Annotated in this window: 20 protein-coding genes; 15 read left to right on the forward strand and 5 right to left on the reverse strand. The window is 68.0% G+C overall.

All coding sequences use genetic code 11. The annotated features are described in order from the left end of the window. Positions 1–341 precede the first annotated feature (341 nt). Positions 342–782 carry a YybH family protein gene (locus AC3A35_RS23625; RefSeq protein ID WP_487438959.1) on the forward strand — a complete coding sequence of 147 codons (441 nt, stop codon included), beginning with the start codon at positions 342–344 and terminating at the stop codon, positions 780–782. 395 nt (positions 783–1,177) lie between these two features. Here AC3A35_RS23625 and AC3A35_RS23630 read toward each other — a convergent pair whose 3' ends face one another. Then, the gene (locus tag AC3A35_RS23630; RefSeq protein WP_487438960.1) at positions 1,178–3,886 is read right to left on the reverse strand and encodes a helix-turn-helix transcriptional regulator; all 2,709 of its coding nucleotides are present in this window, start codon (positions 3,884–3,886) and stop codon (positions 1,178–1,180) included. Positions 3,887–4,107: 221 nt separating this feature from the next. On the opposite strand from AC3A35_RS23630, the gene AC3A35_RS23635 reads away from it, so the two are divergent. The 7 genes from AC3A35_RS23635 (at position 4,108) to AC3A35_RS23665 (ending at position 10,696) form a co-directional block, all read left to right on the forward strand. After that, the gene (locus AC3A35_RS23635) at positions 4,108–4,422 is read left to right on the forward strand and encodes a Rieske (2Fe-2S) protein (protein WP_487438961.1); all 315 of its coding nucleotides are present in this window, start codon (positions 4,108–4,110) and stop codon (positions 4,420–4,422) included. A gap of 31 nt (positions 4,423–4,453) precedes the next feature. Further along, positions 4,454–5,479 (forward strand): universal stress protein, encoded by a 1,026-nt coding sequence (locus AC3A35_RS23640; RefSeq protein ID WP_487438962.1) that lies wholly within the window; start codon positions 4,454–4,456, stop codon positions 5,477–5,479. Between the two features lie 57 nt (positions 5,480–5,536). Then, positions 5,537–6,517, forward strand: a complete 981-nt coding sequence (locus tag AC3A35_RS23645) for a quinone oxidoreductase family protein (protein WP_487438964.1) — start codon at positions 5,537–5,539, stop codon at positions 6,515–6,517. Positions 6,518–6,581: 64 nt separating this feature from the next. After that, complete coding sequence (locus AC3A35_RS23650; RefSeq protein WP_487438965.1) at positions 6,582–7,520, forward strand: TauD/TfdA dioxygenase family protein; 939 nt, start codon at positions 6,582–6,584, stop codon at positions 7,518–7,520. A 48-nt stretch (positions 7,521–7,568) separates the two neighbouring features. Continuing rightward, on the forward strand, positions 7,569–8,627 hold the full coding sequence (locus AC3A35_RS23655; RefSeq protein ID WP_487438966.1) for a beta-keto acid cleavage family enzyme: 1,059 nt from the start codon (positions 7,569–7,571) through the stop codon (positions 8,625–8,627). A gap of 129 nt (positions 8,628–8,756) precedes the next feature. After that, positions 8,757–10,076 carry an MFS transporter gene (locus AC3A35_RS23660; protein ID WP_487438967.1) on the forward strand — a complete coding sequence of 440 codons (1,320 nt, stop codon included), beginning with the start codon at positions 8,757–8,759 and terminating at the stop codon, positions 10,074–10,076. 20 nt (positions 10,077–10,096) lie between these two features. Further along, entirely contained in the window at positions 10,097–10,696 is a 600-nt protein-coding gene (locus AC3A35_RS23665) for an RBBP9/YdeN family alpha/beta hydrolase (protein ID WP_487438968.1), read from the forward strand. A gap of 92 nt (positions 10,697–10,788) precedes the next feature. Here the strand turns inward: AC3A35_RS23665 and AC3A35_RS23670 are convergent, their stop codons facing one another. Both AC3A35_RS23670 and AC3A35_RS23675 read right to left on the reverse strand, forming a co-directional pair. Further along, positions 10,789–13,167, reverse strand: a complete 2,379-nt coding sequence (locus tag AC3A35_RS23670; RefSeq protein WP_487439069.1) for a putative bifunctional diguanylate cyclase/phosphodiesterase — start codon at positions 13,165–13,167, stop codon at positions 10,789–10,791. A gap of 5 nt (positions 13,168–13,172) precedes the next feature. Next, positions 13,173–13,460, reverse strand: a complete 288-nt coding sequence (locus AC3A35_RS23675) for a hypothetical protein (RefSeq protein WP_487438970.1) — start codon at positions 13,458–13,460, stop codon at positions 13,173–13,175. 106 nt (positions 13,461–13,566) lie between these two features. Here AC3A35_RS23675 and AC3A35_RS23680 point away from each other — a divergent pair, with 106 nt between their 5' ends. Beyond that, the gene (locus tag AC3A35_RS23680) at positions 13,567–14,646 is read left to right on the forward strand and encodes a 3-deoxy-7-phosphoheptulonate synthase (protein ID WP_487438972.1); all 1,080 of its coding nucleotides are present in this window, start codon (positions 13,567–13,569) and stop codon (positions 14,644–14,646) included. Next, positions 14,643–15,473 (forward strand): phosphoserine phosphatase SerB, encoded by an 831-nt coding sequence (gene serB, locus AC3A35_RS23685; protein WP_487438973.1) that lies wholly within the window; start codon positions 14,643–14,645, stop codon positions 15,471–15,473. Before AC3A35_RS23680 ends, serB begins: the two co-directional genes overlap by 4 nt. A gap of 30 nt (positions 15,474–15,503) precedes the next feature. Here the strand turns inward: serB and AC3A35_RS23690 are convergent, their stop codons facing one another. Further along, positions 15,504–16,631 (reverse strand): M14 family metallopeptidase, encoded by a 1,128-nt coding sequence (locus AC3A35_RS23690; protein WP_487438975.1) that lies wholly within the window; start codon positions 16,629–16,631, stop codon positions 15,504–15,506. Positions 16,632–16,706: 75 nt separating this feature from the next. Further along, on the reverse strand, positions 16,707–17,492 hold the full coding sequence (gene yaaA, locus AC3A35_RS23695; RefSeq protein ID WP_487438976.1) for a peroxide stress protein YaaA: 786 nt from the start codon (positions 17,490–17,492) through the stop codon (positions 16,707–16,709). Positions 17,493–17,600: 108 nt separating this feature from the next. On the opposite strand from yaaA, the gene bioA reads away from it, so the two are divergent. Genes bioA through bioD form a run of 5 tightly spaced genes read left to right on the forward strand, consistent with a single transcriptional unit; the run spans position 17,601 to position 22,316 of the window. Further along, on the forward strand, positions 17,601–18,947 hold the full coding sequence (bioA, locus tag AC3A35_RS23700; protein WP_487438978.1) for an adenosylmethionine--8-amino-7-oxononanoate transaminase: 1,347 nt from the start codon (positions 17,601–17,603) through the stop codon (positions 18,945–18,947). A 4-nt stretch (positions 18,948–18,951) separates the two neighbouring features. Then, a complete protein-coding gene (gene bioF / locus AC3A35_RS23705) occupies positions 18,952–20,115 on the forward strand; it encodes an 8-amino-7-oxononanoate synthase (protein WP_487438980.1) in 1,164 nt (387 codons plus the stop codon). Continuing rightward, a complete protein-coding gene (locus AC3A35_RS23710) occupies positions 20,112–20,849 on the forward strand; it encodes an alpha/beta fold hydrolase (RefSeq protein ID WP_487438982.1) in 738 nt (245 codons plus the stop codon). The genes bioF and AC3A35_RS23710 overlap by 4 nt, the downstream gene beginning before the upstream one ends. Further along, positions 20,842–21,642 (forward strand): malonyl-ACP O-methyltransferase BioC, encoded by an 801-nt coding sequence (gene bioC / locus AC3A35_RS23715; RefSeq protein WP_487438983.1) that lies wholly within the window; start codon positions 20,842–20,844, stop codon positions 21,640–21,642. Before AC3A35_RS23710 ends, bioC begins: the two co-directional genes overlap by 8 nt. Beyond that, positions 21,639–22,316: a dethiobiotin synthase gene (gene bioD / locus AC3A35_RS23720; RefSeq protein ID WP_487438984.1), complete on the forward strand. Its 678-nt coding sequence runs from the start codon at positions 21,639–21,641 to the stop codon at positions 22,314–22,316. The genes bioC and bioD overlap by 4 nt, the downstream gene beginning before the upstream one ends. Positions 22,317–22,367: the final 51 nt, after the last annotated feature.

The raw sequence follows: 22,367 nt of genomic DNA on the forward strand, positions 1-22,367 counted from the left end.
CGGCCTTGGAGATCATTGAGCAGATCGAGAACTGATGGTCGCTTGCGGAGGCGGTGCTGGAAGGGGGGTGTCGGCCAAGAGCGGTCTGTCATGTTCGCGACCGAAAGCGGTCACTCCTCTCCCCCGGACAAAGTCATGTCAAGCCGATGTCGCATCAGATCCAGACTCTTGCGCCCGAGGTCCATTGGACATCTGGCTGCGGCATAACTATGGTGAGATCGTTGCGGCCTCCTCCCGGCTTGCACAGCGGGGAGCTCGAATACACAGCGGCCATGACGTCTCCGACACCTTGAAGCGAGTGCGGTACGCCTTCAAATGCCGCCACAAAAGGAGGTGATCTCATGTCAACACAAGAGGAAGTCCGCAAGGCATCAACTCAGTTCTACGCTGCGCTTAACCGCATGCTCAATGGTGACGCTCGGCCCCTGTCGGATATCTGGTCACACGACTCGGCCGTCACCACGATGCATCCGATCGGTGGTCGGCAGGTGGGATGGAACGAAGTTCTGGAATCCTGGGAACAAGTAGCCCAAGTGGCCTCAGACGGGAAGGTCGAACTGAAGGACCAACTTATCCGCGTCGCCGGGGACGTCGCCTGCGAAGTCGGCGTTGAGCATGCGGAGTTCAAGCTGGGAGGACAGAATATCGCCGGCCAGCTTCGCGTGACGAACATCTATCAGCGAGAAGCCGGAGCGTGGAAGATTACGCATCACCACGCGGACCTGGCCCCAGCAATGGTGGAAGTTCTCAATCGCTTGCAGCCGCCGTCCGGGAGAGCCTGAAAATCGTCGAATGCCCACGGCATATTGGCGCAGGAGCCCGGTGTCTGACAACAGCATGCAGCGGACGGCGCTCCGCAGCGTGGATGATGCTGATCGTTGAGCGTCAGCTTCGAGCCAGAACGTCGGTCGGCTTCGGGTCGGGTCCGGCTATAGCGTGAAGTGACAAGCAGTCATTGGCCGCCACAAGCAGGCGAGCGGCAGGTGACCGACGGATTGCCGCCCGACACCGACGTCAGGCCCAAGGTCAGCATTGGCCGATCAGCTGTCCGTGGCGGGTTGAAACCCGTCCCACGAAAAACGTCACCACCGACGGGGCATAACCGGGCGGGCTAGGTGAATGGCGGTCAGTGCCGGGCAAACGCCCACCCCGCAGGAGGCCGTTCCCCCGTCGCCCGTTACTCGTTCCCTTCCAGCAACCCCAACAACTGCGCCCGTCTCACCACGTGCTTCCGGTTCGCGGCATCGAGCTTGCCGAACAGGTTCTTGAGGTGCCACTTCACCGTCTCCTCCCCTACCCCCATCGCCTGCGCGGCTTCCTTGTTGGTGAGGTTGCGGGCAAGGAGTTCGAGGACTTCGCGCTCCTTGGGGGTGAGCACCATGCACGGAAGCGCGCGCGGGCCGGCGGCGTCGCGCGGGGGCAGCGGGGCGGCCGGGCGCAGGACGCGGGCGACGGCGATCGATCGGCTGCGTTCGGGGTAGCCGGCATCGTCCACCGAGAGGCTGCGGGCCCAGTCGGCGATGGCGGGATGGGCGTCGACGAAGACGCGGACGAGGCCGTAGGTGCGGGCGAGGTCCATCGCCTCGCGCAGAAGTTCGCGGCCGTGTTCGCTGTCGCGGTCGAGGGCGTAGGCGCGTAGCGCCATGTTCTCGATGCAGGCGCGGCCGAGCTTGAGGCCTTCGGCGAAGGGGGCGCCGCGTTCGAGGGCGCTGCGGGCGGCGCGCCAGTCCTGCGCGGCGATGGCGGCGTTGGCGTGCGCCATGGCGCGCTGGTACTCGACCATGCGCTGCCACACCGGGCCGTGGCCGCCCTCCTCCCGCGCGAGGATGTCGTCGATGCGCTGCGCGAGCGCGCGGCAGGTTTCGGCGCGGAAGCGGCCGGCGTGCATGCGCGACTGTTCGGCGAGGCTGACGACGCACAGGCGCGGCATGTGGCGCGCGGCGCCGATGGTGAACAGAGTCTCGAGCAGGTCGAGCGCGCGGTGCTCGGCGCCTTGCGCGGCGGCGACCCGGGCGGCGGTGCGGTAGGCGAGCAGCGCGGTTTCGGGGGTGCCGGTGCGTTCGAGCACGTCCAGGCGGTTGGCGAGCAGCGCGGCGGCTTCGTCGACGCGGTCGCGCTCGTAGGCCGCGGCGGCGAGCAGCGCGGCGAACATGCACGACAAGGGATGGCGGCGGCCGAGGGCCTCGTCGGCGTGCGCCAGCACCGGGCTCAGCACCTCTTCGACGAGCTGCACCTGCCCTTCCCACAGGTAGCTCAGGCCGGTGATGAATTCGCCCCAGCGCGCCGAATAGGCGTAAGCGACGCCGTATTCGCCGCGCGGCACCTGTTGCTGGTGGCGGCGCGCGAGTGCCGGGTCGCCGCGCAGGATCGCGAGCACCGACAGGCGGTTGGCGTGCATCTGCAGCAGGCGCGGCTCGCGCGCGGGGGGCGCATCGGCCCAGGGCTCGAACAGCGCGATGCAGCGGTCCGGTTCGTCGCCGTAATAGGCGGCGCCGCTACCGATCAGCGCGCACTCGTAGCGCAGGCCGAGGTCCACGTCCGGCGCGGCGAGGATCTGCGCGACCAGGCGCTCGGCCTCGCCGTGGCGTTCGCTCAGCGCCAGCACCCAGGCCGCCGCGAGGCGCAGCCGGGGGCGCAGGTCGAGCTCGGCCTCGGGCAGGAGCTCGACCCAGTCGAGCACCATGCCGACATGGCCCTGCATCGCGGCGTCGTACAGGCACTGCTCGGCAAGGTCGAACGCGAGCTCGCGCTTGCCGGCGGCGAGCGCATGGCGCGCGGCTTCCTCGAGCAGGCCGTGGTCTTCGAGCCAGCGCGCCGCGCGCGAATGCAGCTCCGCCTGCTCGGCGGCAGGCAGTTCGGCGAGGCGTGCGCGCAGCACGTCGCGGGCGAGCGTGTGCAATCGGCACCATTCGCCGTCGTCACCGACGACGAAAACCGGGATGTCGCGCATCAGCCGCGCCATGCGTTCGGCGGCGTCGCCGGCGCCGGTGAGCGCGCCGCACAGCTCGGGGTGCAACATGTCCGCGGTGGAGATGCGGGTGAGGAAGGCGGCGTCCTCCGGAGCGAGCTTCGCCAGCAGGCCGCCGAGCAGCTGCTCCTGGTTGCCGGCGCGCGCCGACAGGCCGTCGACCACGGCGCGCGGGTCGCCGCCGCGCTCCAGCGCCGCGAGCGCGAGTTGCAGGCCCAGCGGCCAGCCTTCGACGATCTCGTGGATGCGCGCGCAGGTGTCCGCATCGACCCTGGCGGCGAAGCGGTTGCGCACCAGGCTCAGCGTTTCGTCGAGGCGAAAGCGCAGCGCTTCGGCGCCGACCAGCACGCAATAGCCGTAGGAGCACAGATCGGCGACCTCGCGGTCGAGGCCGCTGCGCGCGGCGATCACGAGGCGCAGGTTGGGCGGCGCGTTGTGCAGCAGGTAGGACAGCACCGCGAACGCGGCCTCGGGCAGGCGCTCGGCTTCGTCCACCATCAGAACGAGGTCGAGCGAGGTGTGGGCGACCTCGGCGAGCCAGGCGGTGACGCCTTCGAATTCGCCGGCCGACGCGCCCGCCCCTTCGATCAGGCTGCGCCCGAACGCGGGACGGCCGCAGCCCGAGCGCACGGCCTGGACGAGGCTTTGCACCAGGCGCTGCGGGTCGGTGTGCTCGTCGACCGAGATCCATGCGACCGCCGCACCGTGGGCGAGGACCTCGCGCCGCCACTGCGCGAGCAGCGAGGTCTTGCCGTAGCCCGCCGGCGCCTGCACGACGATCACCTGGCGATCGCTGAACTGCGCCTCGTCCAGACTGAGCCGCGGGCGCGACAACAGATGTCGCGGCGCACGGGGCGGCGTGGTCTTGAGCACGAGTTCCGGCAGCGCAGCAGCGCCGATCTCAGAGGTCATAGACATCCCGAAGGGTGGATCCAGCACACGCGCCGCGGCGGTCGTACGCCCGGGGGGCCGAGCGCGCCGCGCCGTGCGTCGCCCTAGTGTAAACGCGTGATCGGTAGAGGGGAGCGGAATTATCGGAAGCCCCCCGTGGGGGCCACCCCCCCTTACACGAGGGGGGTCGCTCCCCTCCCGCCTCCCTACCATCGGTTGCAAGTTACCCCCGACGCAAGGAGCACCCCATGCAGTTTGTCGACGTTTGCGCACTGGAGAGCATCGCCCCCGGCGGTGCCCTGGCCGTGCGCGCCAGCGGTTGCGACCTGGCGCTGTTCGAGGTGGACGGCGCCGTCCATGCGATCGAGAACGCCTGCCGCCACGCCGGCGCGGCCCTCGTCGGCGGCAAGCGCTGCGGCCGGACGGTGACCTGCCCCGCGCACGGCTGGAAATACGACGTCACCAGCGGCGCGCTCGCGGTGGCACCCGGCCTGGCGGTGCGGACCTTTCCAGTCGAGATCCGCGACGGCAGAGTGCGCGTCGCAACCGGCGACGCCGCATGACCATCCGTTCGATTTCCCGCTAGGAGTCGCCATGTACCACCACCTGCTCGTACCCATCGACGGCACCGATCTCTCGACCGAAACGGTGAGCAACGCCGCCGAATTCGCCCGTACGCTCGGCGCCCGCATCACCTTCTTCCACGCCCAGCCGAACCACGCGGCAGCGTTCCGCGGCGATGCCGAGGTGGTGCGTCTGGCCTCGCCCGCCGACTACGCCTATGCCTACCAGGGCCGTGCGCGCGAGCTGCTGGCGAAGGCCGAATCGGCAGCGCGGGCGCTGGGCGTGCCCTGCGACTCCTCGGCCTCGGTGGGTGACTCGCCCTACCGCGCGATCATCGACGCGGCACGCGCCGCGGGCTGCGACCTGATCTACATGGCCTCGCACGGCCGGCGCAGCAGCCTCGGCATGATGCTGGGCTCGCAGACGCTGAAGGTGCTCGTCAATGCCGGGATTCCGGTGCTGGTCGCGGCGACCTCGAATCCGCCGGCGACCTCGCTGGCAATCGACATCATCCGCGACGAACACCGCTCGCTCGCCGCCGTGCTGCACGCCTGGCTGCACATGCTGGAATCCGGTCGCGCCCCCGAGCAACTGTCCCGCGACGAGCTGATGCGGGCGATGGTCCGGTACATCAAAGCCTTCCCCGTCGAGCTGCACCACCCGAAGGAAGAGGAATACCTGTTCCGCAAGCTGCGCGAGCGCACCTCCAAGTGCAACGCCGAACTGGACGAACTCGAACGCCAGCACGAGCGCGACCTGCAACTGGTGGATGCACTCGCCGACGCGGTCGAGCGCCATGCCGCGGGCGCGGCCGACCTTGCCTCGGTGAAGGAGGCGGTGAGCCGCTACGCACTCTTCATCTGGGAGCACATGGGGCGCGAGGAAGGGGTGATCCTGCCCGCGGCCCAGCGCTACCTGACCCCGGCGGACTGGGACGAGATCAACCTGGCTTTTTCCGAGAACTGCGACCCGCGCTTCGGTGGCGACACCGATGCCGAGTTCAAGCGGCTGTTCTCGCGCATCGTCAATCTCGCGCCCTCGCAAACCTCGCGATAAGGCGCTTTACTTCAATCAAACCGCGGCCGCACTGCGCGCCGCAGCAAGGAGCACACCATGGCCCACGCCATTCGAATCCACCAGACCGGCGCACCCGACGTGATGCGCTGGGAGTCCGTCGAAGTCGGCGCCCCCGGCCCGGGTCAGGTCCGCCTGCGCCACGAGGCGGTCGGCCTCAACTTCGCCGATACCTATTTCCGCTCCGGACTGTATCCGGTGCCGCTGCCGAACGGCCTCGGGGTGGAGGCCGCAGGGGTTGTGGAGGCGGTCGGCGACGGCGTGACCAACGTGGCCGAAGGCGACCGCGTGACCTACACCGGATTCCTCAACACGCTCGGCGCCTACAGCACCGCGCGCATCATCCCCGCCGCGCCCCTGATCAGGCTGCCCGACGCGATTTCCTTCGATACCGCCGCGGCGATGACGATGCGCGGGCTGACCTCAGCCTACCTGATGCGCCGCATCTGGCCGCTGCTGGCCGGCGACACCATCCTGCTGCACGCCGCGGCGGGCGGGGTCGGCCTGATCGTGTGCCAGTGGGCGAAGCTGCTCGGGCTGACCGTGATCGGCACCGTGTCGTCCGAGGCGAAGGCGGCGATTGCCCGCGCCCACGGCTGCGACCACGTGATCTTCTATCGGCGCGAGGATGTCGCGGCGCGGGTGCACGAGATCACCAACGGGGTCGGCGTGTCCGTGGTGTTCGACAGCGTCGGCAAGACCACCTTCGCCGGCTCGCTCGACTCGCTCAAGCGCCACGGCCTGATGGTGTGCTTCGGCACCGCCTCCGGCCAGATCGAGGCCTTCAACCCGCAGCTGCTGGCGATGAAGGGCTCGCTCTACCTGACCCGCCCGGCGCTTGCCGACTTCATCGCCGCCCCGGCCGAACGCGACGCCCTGGCCGGCGAGCTCTTCGACCACGTCGCCGCCGGCCGGATCAGGATCGAGATCAACCAGCGCTACGCGCTGAAGGACGCCGTGCATGCGCATCGCGACCTGGAGGCGGGCAACACGACCGGCTCGTCGATCTTCATCGTTTGATCGACAGAACGAAAAGCGTCCCGCAGAGAGAAAACCAGAACCCAAGGACACAGGAGACAGCTTGATGAACCAGACGACTCACGACAAACCCGCGGCGCCCGCCATCGTGCGATCGAGCGCATTGAATGGCTCGGTCAAGTTCGAGCCGCTCACCGCCAGCATCGGCGCCGAACTGCTCAACGTCAACCTCGGCGACGCCGCGCGCGACCCGGCCCTTTTCGCCGAGATCAAGGCCCTGCTGCTCGAGTACAAGGTGCTGTTCGTGCGCGATCAGGACATCACCCGCGCCGAGCATGTTGCCTTCGCCGAGCGCTTCGGCAGACTCGAAGACCATCCGGTGGCCGGCAGCCATCCCGAGCATCCGGGGCTGGTGCAGATATACAAGTCGCCCGAGCAGCCGATGGACCGCTACGAGAACGCCTGGCACACCGACGCCACTTGGCGCGAGGCGCCGCCGATGGGCTGCGTGCTGCGCTGCGTGGAGTGCCCGCCGGTGGGCGGCGACACGATGTGGGCCAACATGGTGCTCGCCTACGAGCGGCTGCCCGCTGACATCAAGGCCAAGATCTCCGATCTGCGCGCGCGCCACAGCATCGAGGCGAGCTTCGGCGCCGCGATGCCGATCGAGAAGCGCCTCGCGCTGAAGGAGCAGTTCCCCGATGCCGAGCATCCGGTGGTGCGGGTGCATCCCGAAACCGGCGAGAAGGTGCTGTTCGTCAATGCCTTCACCACCCACTTCACCAATTTCCACACCCCGGCGCGGGTGCGCTTCGGCCAGGACTACGCGCCGGGCGCGGCCGACCTGCTGCAGTACCTGATCAGCCAGGCCTTCATTCCCGAATACCAGGTGCGCTGGCGCTGGAGCCCCAACAGCATGGCGATCTGGGACAACCGCAGCACCCAGCATTACGCTGTCATGGACTACGCGCCCTGCCACCGCAAGATGGAGCGCGCCGGAATCGTCGGCGACAAGCCCTACGGTCCGGAAGGCGCGGGCGCCTGAAGCATCCGACTCGAATCCCCCGATCGCAACCCTGCAAGGAGTACCTCAATGAATTTTCTCGACGGCTCGCTGTTCCCCGAAAACCAGCAGAAACTGGTCATCACCGCCGCCCCTTACGGCCCCGAGTGGATGCCCTCCGACTTCCCTGAGGACATCCCGGTGACGATGGAGGAGCAGATCCAGAAGGCGGTCGACTGCTACAACGCCGGCGCCACCGTGCTCCACCTGCATGTGCGCGAACTCGACGGCAAGGGCTCGAAGCGCCTGTCCAAGTTCAACGAACTGCTGGCCGGCATCCGCGCCCGCGTGCCGGACATGATCCTGCAGGTCGGCGGCTCGATCTCCTTCGCCCCCGAAGGCGAAGGCGACGCGGCAAGATGGCTGTCCGACGACACCCGCCACATGCTTGCCGAGCTGACGCCTGCGCCCGACCAGGTGACGATCGCGATCAACACCAACCAGATGAACGTGGTCGAGCAGATGTGCGCCGCCGACGTGGCCGGCACGTCCCTGGGCGAGCCGGCGATGTATCACGCCTACCGCGAGATGACGATCCCGGCCGGCCCGGACTGGGTGGAAGAGCACATCCGCCGCCTGTCGTCGAAGGGCATCCAGACCCACTTCCAGCTCGCCAACATCACCCAGCTCGAAACCGTCGAGCGCATGATGCGCCGCAACGTCTGCAACGTGCCGCTGATTCTGACCTGGGTCGCGATCGGCGGCGGTTTCGACGCACCGAACATCTACAACCTGGCGAATTTCGTCCGCGCCTGCCCGGACGGCGCAGTGCTGACGCTGGAAACCTCGATGCTTAACGTGCTGCCGCTCAACATGATGGCGATCGCGATGGGTCTGCACGTGCGCTGCGGCATCGAGGACAACATCTGGACCCAGCGCCGCGAGCGCAAGATGGGTTCGGTGGAGCAGATCGAACAGTTGGTGCGCATCGCGCGCGAGTTCGGACGCGAAGTCGCCAACGGCAAGGAAGCGCGCGAGATCTACAAGATCGGCACGTTCTACGAAGGCGCCGACGACACCCTGGCGAAGAACGGCTTCGCGCCGAACCGCAAGCCGGGCCAGGTCGGTTTCCTGCAGCACGCGGCATAATCGCGGCGACAGCCGCGCGTCCTCGCATCACCGGAAGGAGAGCCACAACGGCCCCTTCCGCCCATAACAGGAATGCGTGGCGGACGATCGACGTCCGCCACGACCTTCCATCCCCCTGAGGAGACACTCGTGGGACTCCATTTTGCAGAGGCGATGTCCGGCGCGCCGCCGGCTGAGCCCAATGTCTCGCGCACCTACGCGTGGATCGTGTTCGCGCTGACTTTCGGACTGCTGCTGTCCGACTACATGTCGCGCCAGGTCCTCAACGCCGTCTTTCCCATCCTCAAGGCCGAGTGGAACCTGTCGGACACCCAGCTCGGCTCGCTCAGCGGCGTGGTCGCCCTGCTCGTGGGGCTGCTGACCTTTCCGCTGTCGGTGATCGCCGACCGCTGGGGCCGGGTGAAGAGCATCGTGCTGATGGCCACGCTGTGGAGCCTGGCGACGCTCGCCTGCGCGCTCGCGCAGAACTACGGCCAGATGTTCGCCGCGCGCTTCATGGTCGGCGTCGGCGAAGCCGCCTACGGCAGCGTCGGCATCGCGCTGATCCTGAGCATCTTTCCCGCACACCTGCGTTCGACGCTCACCGGCGCGTTCATGGCCGGCGGCGCCTTCGGCTCGGTGGTCGGCATGGCGCTCGGCGGCGTGGTCGCGGTCCATCTGGGCTGGCGCTGGTCGTTCGCGACGATGGCGCTGTTCGGCATGGCGCTGGTCGTGGTGTATTTCTTCATCGTCACCGAATCGCGGCTCGCCTGCGGGCGCCGGGCGGTCGCAGGCGCAGAGAGCGGGAAAGGCCTCGGACGCCTGGGCCTGCGCGCGCTGCTGTCCGGCCTGTTTTCGTCGAGGGCGGTGGTCTGCGCCTATGTCGGCAGCGGACTGCAGCTGTTCATCATGGCCTCGGTGCTGGCGTGGATGCCGAGCTATGTGAACCGCTATTACGCCATGCCGCCCGACAAGGCGGGCATGCTCGCCGCGATTTTCGTGCTGATCGGCGCCATCGGCATGGTGCTCTGCGGCATCGTCACCGACCGCCTGAGCCGCAAGGATCCGGAGCGCAAATGGACGATCGCGATCGTCTATTCGCTGACCTCCTTCGCCCTGCTGACGATCGCCTACCTACTCCCGGCCGGGCCCCTGCAGCTGGTCGTGATCGGCTGCGGCATGCTGCTCGTGGCCGGCACCTCGGGTCCCGCCGGGGCGATGGTCGCCAACCTCACCCATCCGTCGATCCACGCCACCGCCTTTGCCACGCTGACGCTGGCGAACAATCTCCTCGGCCTCGCCCCCGGCCCGTTCGTGACCGGCGTGGTCGCGGACCGGATCGGGCTCCTCGGGGCCATGCAATTCGCCCCGGTGCTCGCGATCGGTGCTGCCACCGCCTTCTTCATCGGCCGCCGCTACTACGCGGGCGACCTGGCGCGTATCGCCGCCGCCAAGGCCCAAACCCAATGACGGAATCCGGAGTCAGCCCCATGCATTCCCCCGCCTCGCCCACCGTGCTGATCGTTCCCGGGCTCCGCGACCATGTCGAGGATCACTGGCAGACGCTCCTCGCGACGAAGCTTCCGAACGCGCGCACTGTGCCGCCGCTGGAGCACGACAAACTGAGCCGGGACGCCCGTGTCGCGGCGCTCGATCGGGCGCTCGCCGAGATCGACGGCCCCGTCGTGCTGGTCGCGCACAGCGCCGGCGTGATGATCGCCGTGCATTGGGCGCAGCGGCACAGCCGGCCGATCCGGGGCGCCCTGCTCGCCGCGCCGGCCGATCTGGAATCCCCCTTCCCGCCCGGCTATCCGACCACCGAAGCGCTGCGCGACCACGGCTGGCTGCCGATCCCGCGCCATCGCCTACCCTTCCCGAGCATCGTCGCCGCGAGCACCAACGATCCACTCGGCAAGCTGGAGCGGATCAGCGAACTCGCAGCCGCGTGGGGCAGCCGCATCGAGAATGTCGGTGCGGTCGGCCACCTCAACCCGGCGGCCGGTTTCGGCGAGTGGCCACGCGCCGAGGACTTCGTGCGCGAACTCGCGGGCGACACGGAATGCGTCGCGGAGAACGCCGAGCTGCGGTGAGCGGGCAGCCCGGAGCCGGATCTTCAGGGGAATACGGGACGCCGGAGAGCGTTGGTCGGCATTCCTTTGGGGAACGGCCGGAGATCCTGCGTTCAGACGGCGACGCCGTCGACGCGGTAGGGACCATCGGACCATTCGGCCTGCGGCCGACCGAACAGGAAGCCCTGGAAATGGTGGCAGCCGTGCTCGAGCAGGAAGTCGTGCTGGGCGTCGGTCTCGACCCCTTCGGCGAGCACGTTCAGGCCAAGGCTGTGGCCGAGCGCAATGATGGTGCGCGCGATCACCGCGTCGTTCGGATCGGTGAGCACGTCGCGGACGAAGGAGCGGTCGATCTTGAGCTGGTCCAGCGGCAAGCGCTTGAGGTAGGACAGCGAGGAATAGCCGGTGCCGAAATCGTCGAGCGAGAAGCACACGCCCAGACGCTTGAGCCGTTCCATCTTGTCCACCACCGCCTCCACGTCGTCGAGCAGCAGGCTCTCGGTCAGCTCGAGCTTGAGCCGCGCCGGGTTCGCTCCGGTCGCACGCAACACGTCTTCGACTTCGTCGGCGAAATCCGGGTGATGGAACTGGCGCACGCTCACGTTCACTGCCAGGGTCAGATCGCGCGTCGCGGATGAAGTCTGCCACCGGGCCAGCTGCCGGCAGGCCTCATCCAGCACCCAGCGCCCCAACGGCAGGATCAGGCCGGTACGCTCGGCCAGCGGAATGAACTCGGCAGGCGAAATCATGCCGCGCTCGGGATGCTGCCAGCGCACCAGCGCCTCGGCGCCGGTGGCCCTGCCGTCGCGGTCGAGTTGCGGTTGATAGTGCAGCGAGAAATGCGCATCGCGCAGGCTGCGCCGCAGATCGGACTCGAGCGCCGAACTGGCCGCGACCGTGGCCTGCATCACCGGGTCGAAGAAACGCAGGGTGTTGCGGCCGGCCTCCTTGGCCTCGTACATCGCCAGATCGGCCCGCTTGAGCAGTTCGTCCACCCGGCTGTCACGCGCATCGAACAGGGTGATGCCGATGCTCGGCGTGCTGTCAACCTCCTGACCGTCCAGCACATAGGCGCCATTGAGCGCGGCGAGGATCTTCTCCCCCGCCGTTTCGGCCCGGCTGGCCGCTTCGTCGACGCTGGCACCGAGCTCTTCGATCATCACCACGAACTCGTCCCCGCCGAGCCGTGCCACGGTGTCGGCTTCACGCACGCACGCAGAAAGCCGCCCCGCAACCTGACACAACAGCTGGTCGCCATACTGATGGCCCTGGGTATCGTTCAGGGTCTTGAAGTTGTCGAGATCGATGAACAGCAAGGCCCCGTGCTGCAGCTTGCGCGCATGGGTGGCCAAGGCATGGCTGAGCCGGTCGGTGAGCAGGCGGCGGTTGGGCAGCCCGGTCAGGGGATCGAAGAAGGCCAGATGGCGGATCTCGTCCTCGGCCGCCTTGTAGCGGCTGATGTCATGGCAGTGCCCATGCCACACCAGACTGCCGTCGGGCTTGCGCTGCGGGGTGGCGAAAGTGCTCATCCACACCGTCCGGCCGTCGGGTCGAATCACCCGGCACTCGACCGCCCACGGCAACAGCGTCATTGCGGAGCGCTCCAGGCTGCTGCGCAACTGGCGGCGGTCATCCGGATGGATCGCAGCGGCAACGCGCGCACCGTCTTCGGCGGCCGCGTCCGGGCTGACCCCGAAGTACTTCGTCAGCCCCCCGCTCGCATAGGCAAAGCGATATTTTCGGTGTTCGCCGTCGCCCTCGAGGCGCAACTGGAAGATGACCCCGGGCACATTGTCGGCAATTCTCTCCTGCCGTTCGCGCAGTTCGCGCTCGATCCGTTCACTGTGCTGCAGCGCCCGGTCGCGGCCCTCGAGATCCTGAATGATCGACTGCTGACGCAGCAGCAGCGCAACCAGGCCGAGGCCGAAGGCAGCGAGCAGGAAGATCATCGCCGAGGTGCTCTGCTGCAGCGTACGCAGCTCTTCGCGCTGCACCGCGGCCTGCTCCATCGAACGCTGGAACACGCTGTCGCTGAGCGTCTTGAGACGCTGGCGCAGGTTCGAGATCCCTTCCAGATGCGCGCTCAGGGCTGCCGAGGTCAGCGGCTCGCGCTGCAGCGTGGCGTCGAGCGCATTCAGCATGTCCTCGACCGAGCCGGCAAACTCGCCCCCGTCCGGCAGCATGTCGCCGTGACGCGCGGCAAGCTTGTCGCGATAGCGGATGAACGCAACATCGAGCGCAAGTTCGAGCTGTGTCCGATGAACCATGGTCGGTCGCGAATGCGCCACCTGCAGCGCCGTCTCCAGCCGGCCGACGTCATGCAGCAGCGCGGAGATATCGCGTTCGCGATACAGTGAATCGAGCGGCAACGCGGACTCGATCCGCGACACATTGCTCCACAGCTGGTGGACGCCACCGGCCGCGACCAGAATGACGAGTGCCGAAGCCAGATACAAGGGCATGCGCAATGCACGCAGGACGAACCCGTACATGACGCTCACTGTTCAAGCACCTCGATCCGATTCACCCACCACACCCGGCGCAGGCGGAGACCCGATTCCTGCATGAGCACGGTCCGGTCGTCGTGCCGATCCTGCACGGCGCCCCCGGCCGTCACCGCCCCCGGCGCCGCCTCGCAGGTGGCACCCGACGGGCCGGACCACGAGCGGCACGCACGACCGAACCGGTGCAAGGCAAACTGGATCGACAACAATCGACAGGCGGGCATCGGCAGGTTCGGGAGGGAGGCAAACGGCGAATTGTAACTGACGGCTCGCCGCGTCATGCGTGAAAAACCCCTCGCCCAGGTCAAATAAAACGGCAATCCGACTGACGCGGCGAGCCTTCGGGTTACAATTCCGCGCTTTCATGGTGCATTGCGGAGCGCCCAGATGCCAGTCGCCCAAACGGAAAATCTCAACATCCTCGCCGTCGATCACATGCCGTCGCCGGAAGAGATCAAGGCCCGCGTGCCGCTCACCGACAAGGCTGCCGCCTCGGTCCTGGCCGGACGCCGGGCGCTGATGGACATTCTCGACCGCAAGGACAAGCGTCTGTTCGTGGTCGTCGGTCCATGCTCGATCCACGATCCGGTGGCCGGCATGGACTACGCCTGGCGCCTGCGCGAACTGGCCGACGAAGTCGCCGACACCATGGTGCTGGTGATGCGGGTGTACTTCGAGAAGCCGCGCACCGCCACCGGCTGGAAGGGTTACATCAACGACCCCTACATGAACGACTCCTTCCGCATCGACGAGGGCATGGAGAAGGCCCGCCGCTTCCTGCTCGATGTCGCCGAAACCGGCCTGCCGATCGCCACCGAGGCGCTCGACCCGATCGCGCCGCAATACTATGGCGACCTGATCTCGTGGACCGCGATCGGCGCCCGCACCTCGGAGTCGCAGACCCACCGCGAGATGGCGTCCGGCCTGTCGACCCCGGTCGGGTTCAAGAACGCCACCGACGGCGACATGGACGTGGCGATCAACGCCATCATCTCCGCGGCGAGCCCGCACAGCTTCCTCGGCGTCAACGGCAAGGGCCAGTCGGCGGTGCTGCGCACGCGCGGCAACAAGTACGGCCACGCGGTGCTGCGTGGCGGCGGCGGACGCCCGAACTACGACACGGTGTCGATCTCGCTCGCCGAACAGGCGCTGGTCAAGGCCAAGCTGCCGGTCAACATCGTGGTCGACTGTTCGCACGCGAATTCGTGGAAGAAGCCGGAGCTGCAACCGCTGGTGATGAAGGACGTGATTCATCAGATCCGCGAGGGCAACCGCTCGGTGATCGGGCTGATGATCGAAAGCAATCTGGTCGCCGGCAACCAGCCGATCCCGGTCGATCTCACCCAGCTTAAGTATGGCTGTTCGGTCACCGACGCCTGCGTGGGCTGGGAGACCACCCTCGACATGATCAAGGGTGCGGATGCCGTGTTGCGTGAAGCGCTCGCTGGCCGGGAACGCGCCGTATGAGTCTGGTCGTGCAGGGTATCGACGTCGACACCGTCGCCCTGAAGACGCTTGCGAAGCTCACCGGTGCGCAGTCGATCGAGCAGATCACCCCGCAGGCGTTCCGGCTGCGGGGGGCCCAGCACCACCCCGGCGTTCCGACCCACTGCGCCCAGGCCGATCTCGACTGGGCATGGATTGCCGACGGTCGCCGACTGGCCGACTTCGGGCTGTTCGTGACCGACATGGACTCGACCCTGATCAACATCGAGTGCATCGACGAGATCGCCGACATGCAAGGCCTCAAGACCGAAGTCGCGGCGATTACCGAAGCGGCGATGCGCGGCGAGATCGATTTTCGCGAGTCGCTCACCCGCCGGGTGGCGCTGCTCGAGGGCCTGCCGGAACAGGCCCTGGCCGAGGTCTATGAACAGCGCCTGGCGCTGAACCCCGGCGCCGAACGACTGATGCGCGGCCTGAAGCAGGCGGGGATCCGTACCGTGCTGGTGTCCGGCGGCTTCACCTATTTCACCCAGCGGCTGAAGGCACGCCTCGGTTTCGATCAGGCGTGGGCGAACGAACTCGAGATCGTGGACGGGCACCTGACCGGGCGCGTGACCGGCGCCATCGTCGACGGCGAGGCGAAGGCCGATCACCTGCGACAGGCCCGGGATGCCCTCGGCCTGCGTCCGGAGCAGGTGATCTGTGCCGGCGATGGCGCCAACGACATCCCGATGTTCCGGGCCGCCGGCTTCGGCGTTGCCTACCGCGCCAAACCGGTGCTGCGCGCCGAGGCCGACTGCAGTCTCGACCACGTCGGCCTGGATGGCATCCTGACCTTGTTCTCGTGAACCCGATCGGCCGGACTCGGGACGCCGGACTCAGGTGCCGGCAACATGCCGGAGGATCGGGTTCAGCATTGCCGCGCCGAGGCGTTCGCTGCGCGCACCATTCCAGCCGGTCTGGCCGTCGGGCAGGTTGGCATTGTCCTTGAACGGCATCTCCAGGGTCAGCGACACGCAGCCGAAGCGGTGCGCCACCCATTTGCTCGCGAGTGACAGCAACTCCTCGCCGAAACGGCCGGCGACATAGCCCTGCTCGGTCTGGAAATCGGGGCTCACCCCCTGCAGACAGTCGACGAAGCGAGCCTGCTGCTGAGCCGTGTCCGCGCTGAAACCGGGCACTTCCTCGGCGGTGGAGAAGAACACGTAGGGCAACGATTCGTCACCGTGGATATCGAGGAACAGCCGGCAGCCGGTCTGCTCCATCGCGGCGCGCACGAGAAACACCTCCGGGCTGGCAACCGGGTCGGGCGACAGCCATTCGCGGTTGAGATTGCGTCCGGCCGCATTGGTGCGCAGGTTGCCCCGTACCCCGCCGTCCGGATTCATGTTGGGCACGATGTAGAGCACCGCATGTTCGCGCACCCTGCGCGCCACCGGATCGGCGCCGTCGAGCAGACGCTTGAGCATGCCCTCGACGAACCATTCCGCCATCGTCTCGCCCGGATGCTGGCGGGCAATGATCCAGACCGGTTGCCGCGTCGGCGATGGGCGCCCCACCACCACCATGTCGAGATCCCGCCCCTCGACCGTAGTGCCCAGGCTGCGAACCTGGGCGAAGGGCGACATCTCCGCCCAACTGATCAGGTCGAGGTGACGCTCGTGGGAATAGGGTTCGAAGTAGGCGTAATAGACAAGGTCCCGTTCGGGCACATGCTCGACGATCAGCTCGCCGTTATCGTAGCGGGTACCCGAGATCCGGAACCAGTTGCGCCGGTCGTAGGAGGCGACGCAGCGGTAGTCCGTCCAGCCGTCGGGATAGGCTGCCTGCGCGGCGTTCTCGAACACCATGCGCACGGGTGTGCCGGCGGCATCGTGAAGGCGGAAATGAAACCACTGGCAGAACGCCGCCGCATTGTCCGCACGCAGGCGCAGGCGGATGTCGTGGGCATCGTCGATGCGCACGACCTCGATCGAACCCGAATCGAATCCCGAACTGATCTTCATGTTGGCTCCAGCAGATTTGTTCGTCGGCAACCGGGGGGCAACGATGCCGTTCGGCCGCCCGGCATGGTCGCGGCGTCAGTCCAGGCGGCGGCGGAACACCATCGTATCGCCGTCGGATGCGTCGGCGGCAAATAGGTAGCCATCGCTGTCGAAACCGCGCAAGGCGTCCACCTCCTCCACGCGATTGACGATCACGTACCGGCTCATCAGGCCACGGGCACGCTTGGCGTAGAAGCTGATGATCTTGTAACGCCCGTTCTTCCAGTCCTCGAACACCGGCGTGACCAGCCGGCCGTGCAACTGCTTGCGCATCACCGACTTGAAATACTCTTCGGAGGCGAGATTGAGCAGCACCGGCTCGCGCCCGGATGCCTCCTCGCGCGCCAGCAGGCCGTTGAGCTCGGCCGTGATGCGCTCGCCCCAGAAGGCGTAAAGATCCTTGCCGCGCGCATTGGCGAGCCGGGTTCCCATCTCCAGCCGGTAGGGCTGCATCAGATCCAGCGGGCGCAATACCCCGTAGAGCCCGGACAGGATGCGCAGATGTGCCTGCGCCCAGTCGAGTTCGGCCGGCGACAGGGTCTTCGCGTTCAGTCCATCGTATACATCGCCATTGAAGGCGAGCACCGCCTGCTTGGCGTTATCGGGTGAAAAGGGGCGCGACCAGCTCGCGTAGCGGGCGACATTGAGCGCGGCAAGCTGGTCCGACAAGTTCATCAGCGCCGAAACCTCAGCGGGCGTACGCTGGCGCAGAATTTCGATGAGTTCGGCGGACTGGTCGAGAAAGTCCGGCTGGCTATGGGTCGGAATCGTCGGCGGGGTCTCGAAATCGAGCGCCTTGGCGGGAGAGATGACTAGAATCATGGAACGGCCCGGGTTGATCAGTTTTCCCGATGTTAGCAAACTCGGGCGGTTTGACACGCACTCCCCGATTCCGCACCATTGACCGGTTTCGCTATCTGCAGAGTTCCGATGTCCACAGCCCCCCTCCTCCTCCAGCGCTCGCTGGCTGCCGTCTGGCACCCCTGTACCCAGATGAAGCACCATGAAACGCTGCCCCTCGTCCCGGTGGTGCGCGGCGAGGGCCCGTGGCTGTACGACGCCGACGGCCGCAAGCTGCTCGATGGCATCAGCTCGTGGTGGGTGAACCTGTTCGGGCATTGCAATCCGCGCATCAATGCCGCGTTGCGCGACCAGCTCGAACAGCTCGAGCACGTGATGCTCGCGGGCTTCACCCATGCTCCGGTGGTCGAGCTTTCCGAACGGTTGGCGGCGCTCACCGGTCACCGCCTCGGGCACGCGTTCTACGCGTCGGACGGCGCGTCGGCGACCGAAATCGCGCTCAAGATGAGCGCCCACAGCTGGCGCAACCGCGGTTGTCCGCACAAGAACCGCTTCATCAGCCTCGCCGGCAGCTACCACGGCGAGACCGTGGGGGCGCTCGCGGTCACCGATGTGGCGATCTTCCGCGACGCCTATGCGCCACTGGTGCGCACCGGTTCCACCGTGCCGACGCCGGATGCGCGGCTGGCAAAGCCCGGCGAATCGGCGGTCGACGTCGCCCGCCAGGCGGCGGCCGTACTCGAAGCCCACCTTGCCGCACACCACGGCGAGACCGCGGCGCTGATCGTCGAACCGCTGGTCCAGGGCGCGGCCGGCATGGTGATGTACGACCCCGAATACCTGCGCCTCGCGCGCGCCCTGTGCGACCGCTACGAGATCCACCTGATCGCCGACGAAATCGCGGTCGGCTGCGGGCGCACCGGCAGCTTCTTCGCCTGGGAGCAAGTGGCCGGGCCGGCAGCCGAGCCCGGTGCAGGCTGGCCGGATTTCCTGTGCCTGTCGAAAGGCATTTCGGGCGGCTATCTGCCGCTGTCGCTGGTATTGAGCACCGATGACGTCTATGCCAGCTTCTACGACGACGCCAGCGCGCGCGGCTTCCTCCACTCGCACTCCTATACCGGGAATCCGCTTGCCTGCCGGGCGGCACTGGCCACCCTCGACATCTTTGCCGAGGACGACGTGATCGCCGCCAACCGCGAGCGTGCGCGGGTGCTCGGTGGCCTCGCTGCGGAGCGCTTCGGCTCCCGCGCCGAAGTCGAACACCTGCGTCAGCGCGGCATGATCCTCGCGTTCGACGTCAAGGATGCCCACCCCGACTTTGCTCGCCGCTTCTTCGCGGCCGGACTCGATCATGGCGTGCTGCTGCGTCCGATCGGCAACACGGTGTACTTCATGCCGCCCTATGTCGTCGATGCGCCCCAGATGCGGCACCTGCTCGATGGCGCTGCCGCGGCACTCGACGCCGCACTGGCCTGACGCCATGAACCAGCTCGACTCCCTGCGCGCCGAACTGAAGGTGCTCGACACCGCCTTTCTGCGCCGCAGCCGGCGCAACAACGCCCTGCCGTGCGCGCCGCATGCGCGCATCGACGGCCGCGACCTGCTCGCCTTCTGCAGCAACGACTACCTCGGGCTCGCCAGCGAACCGGCCCTCGCCAGCGCGCTGGCCGAAGGCGCGGCACGCTGGGGCACCGGCGCCGGCGCCTCGCACCTGGTGAGTGGCCACTACGAGGTGCAGCAGCAGCTCGAGGCGCGCCTCGCCGCCTTCGTCGGCTGCGAACGCGCGCTCTACTTCGCCACCGGCTACATGGCCAACAGCGGCGTGATTCCGGCCCTCGTCGGCCGTGGCGACGCGGTGTTCGCCGATCGTCTCAATCATGCGTCGCTGGTCGACGGCATGTTGCTGTCGCGCGCCACCATGCAGCGCTATCCGCACCTCGACCTCGGCGCGCTCGAGCGCATGCTGTCGGCGAGCACGGCCCCGCGCAAGCTGATCGTCAGCGATGCGGTGTTCAGCATGGATGGCGACGTCGCGCCGCTGGCCGACCTGCTCGCCCTGGCCGAACGGTTCGACGCCTGGTTGCTGATCGACGACGCCCACGGCTTCGGCGTCCTCGGCCCGCAGGGACGCGGTACCGCGTCCGAAGCCGGGATCGCGTCCTGGCGCCTGATCCAGATCGGCACGCTGGGCAAGGCCGCCGGGGTGTCGGGCGCCTTCGCCGCCGGCCACGCCGACGTGATCGAATGGTTGATGCAGAAGGCCCGCACCTACATCTTCACCACCGGCGCGCCCCCCGCACTTGCGCAGGCCCTGCTGACCAGCCTCGAGTTGATCGAACAGGGGGACGAGCGACGAAGCCGGCTCGCGCAGCTGATCGACCGCCTGCGCACCGGCCTGGACTTGCGGCGCTGGATCCTGCTGCCGTCGCGCACCGCGATCCAGCCGGTGCAGGTCGGTGACAATGCGGAAACCCTCGCGCTTGCCCGTGCACTGTGGAACGAGGGGCTGTGGGTGCCGGCGATCCGCCCGCCGACGGTGCCGGTGGGTACGGCACGGCTGCGCATTTCGCTGACTGCGGCCCATACCGGGCCCGACGTGGATCGCCTCAGCGCGACCCTGAACCGGCTGGAAGCCACCCTGTGAGTCCGGTCGTGCTGCTCCATGGCTGGGCGATGACACCCGCCGTCTGGCAACCGTTGCGAAGCGCACTGGAACATGACTGTACCGTGCTCGCACCTGCGCTGCCCGGTCACCACGGCGCGCCTGCCGCGCGCGATACCACCCTGGCCGCGTGGACCGACGCCATGGCGGACGCGATTCCCGAACGCAGCACGGTGGTGGGCTGGTCGCTCGGGGCGATGCTCGCGCTCGATCTCGCCGCCCGCCATCCGCACAAGGTATCGAGCCTGGTCCTGATCGCCGCCACCCCGAAATTCGTCACTGCTGCCGACTGGGCACACGGCCTGCCCGCGGACACCGTCGCCGCCTTCCTGTCGGGCTATGCCGCTGCGCCGGAAGCGACCCTGCGTCGGTTTTTAGCGCTGCAGACCCTCGGCGACCGCGCGCGTCGCGGTCTGCTGCCGACGCTCGATGCGGCGCGCCAGCCCCATCCCGGCGCCGCCGCCATCGCGGCCCTCGCGGACGGGCTCCGCATTCTTGCCGACAGCGACCTGCGTTCGCAGATCGCCACCGTCACCCAGCCGGTCGCACTGGTGCACGGCGCAGGCGACGCGCTGATGCCGGTCGCGGCTGCCCGCTGGCTGGCCGGTGCACTCGCGGACGCCGAGCTGACCGTACTCGACGACTGCGGCCACGTGCCTTTGCTGTCGCACGCCGACGCCTGCACCCGCCTGATCCGGAGCCGGGCCGATGACTGAGCGTGCCGCCCACAAGCGCGCCGTGCGATCGGCTTTCGATCGTGCCGCTGCCGGCTACGACCGCGCGGCGATCGTTCAGCGCGAATGCTGCGCCCGCCTGTTTGCACTGGCGGCGGCGAACCCGGCCCGCGGACCGGTGCGGCGGGTGGTCGACGCCGGCTGCGGCACCGGCCATGCGCTCGACACCTTGCGCAGCCTGTTCCCAGACGCCGTCCACATCGCACTCGATTTTTCGCCGGCGATGCTGAACCGGGCGTGTGCGCTGTCACCGGCTGCAGTTCGGCCGCTGTGCGCCGATCTCGAGCACCTGCCGCTGCAGAGCGCGAGCATCGACCTGCTGTGGTCCAGCCTCGCGATGCAGTGGTGCGACCCGCAGGTGGTCCTGAACGAGGCGGCACGGGTGCTCGCGCCTGGCGGTCTGGCCTGGATCGCCACCCTCGGCCCGCATACGCTGCACGAGTTGCGCACCGCCTTTGCCGCGGTAGACGATGCGGTCCATGTGCTCGATTTCACCACCGCGGACGACTGGACCCGGTGCGCCGGCCGCGCCGGACTCGAGCAGGTGGCCGCTGAGCGCAGCGCGCTTGCCGCACTTGCGCCCGACCTGCGCACCCTGCTTGCCGACATCAAGACCATCGGCGCCCATACGGTGGGCGATGGCCGCCGCCGCAAACCGCTCGGCAGGCAGGCGTGGGCCACGCTGCAGCGGGCCTATGAACCGGCGCGCCGCCCCGACGGCCTACTGCCGGCCACCTACGACCTGATACTGCTCGCCCTGAGGAAACCGGCATGACCTCCACCCGCGCCTGGTTCGTTGCCGGCACCGACACCGAGATCGGCAAGACCTTCGCCACCTGCGCCCTGATTCACGCCGCGCGAAACCGGGGCCTCAGCGCACTCGGCATGAAACCGGTGGCGGCCGGCGCCGAACGGGTGGACGGCGAACTGATCAACGAGGACGCGGCCCGCCTGCGTGCGGCCGGCAGTTTCGACCCGGGGCTCGCCTTCCTGAATCCCTACTGCCTGAAGTCGCCGGTCGCGCCGCATATCGCCGCCGCCGACGAAGGGATCGTCCTCGACGGCGCGCGCATACGCGCGGCCTTCGACCATCTGGCCGGACGCGCCGACCGCGTGTTCGTGGAAGGGGTGGGCGGATTCCGCGTGCCGCTGGGGCCGGACTACGATACCGCCGACCTTGCGCGCGACCTCGGCCTGCCGGTCATCCTTGTGGTCGGCATGCGCTTAGGCTGCATCAACCACGCCCTGCTCACCACCGAGGCCATCCGGACGCGCGGCTTGCGGCTTGCCGGCTGGATCGCCAATCACATCGACCCGGCGATGCTGCGTCAGCAGGAAAACGTCGGGGCCCTGCGCGAGCGCATCGACGCTCCGCTGCTGGGAACGCTGCCCTACGTCCGCGACGCCAGCCCGTCCAGCGTTGCCGACCGTCTTACGCTCCCGGACTGAGCCCTCGCCCGGCGGGGTCCCTGCGGATCTCCACAATACCGGAAGGCTGGC

This window comes from Azoarcus sp. Soil_N_20, from assembly GCF_057656155.1.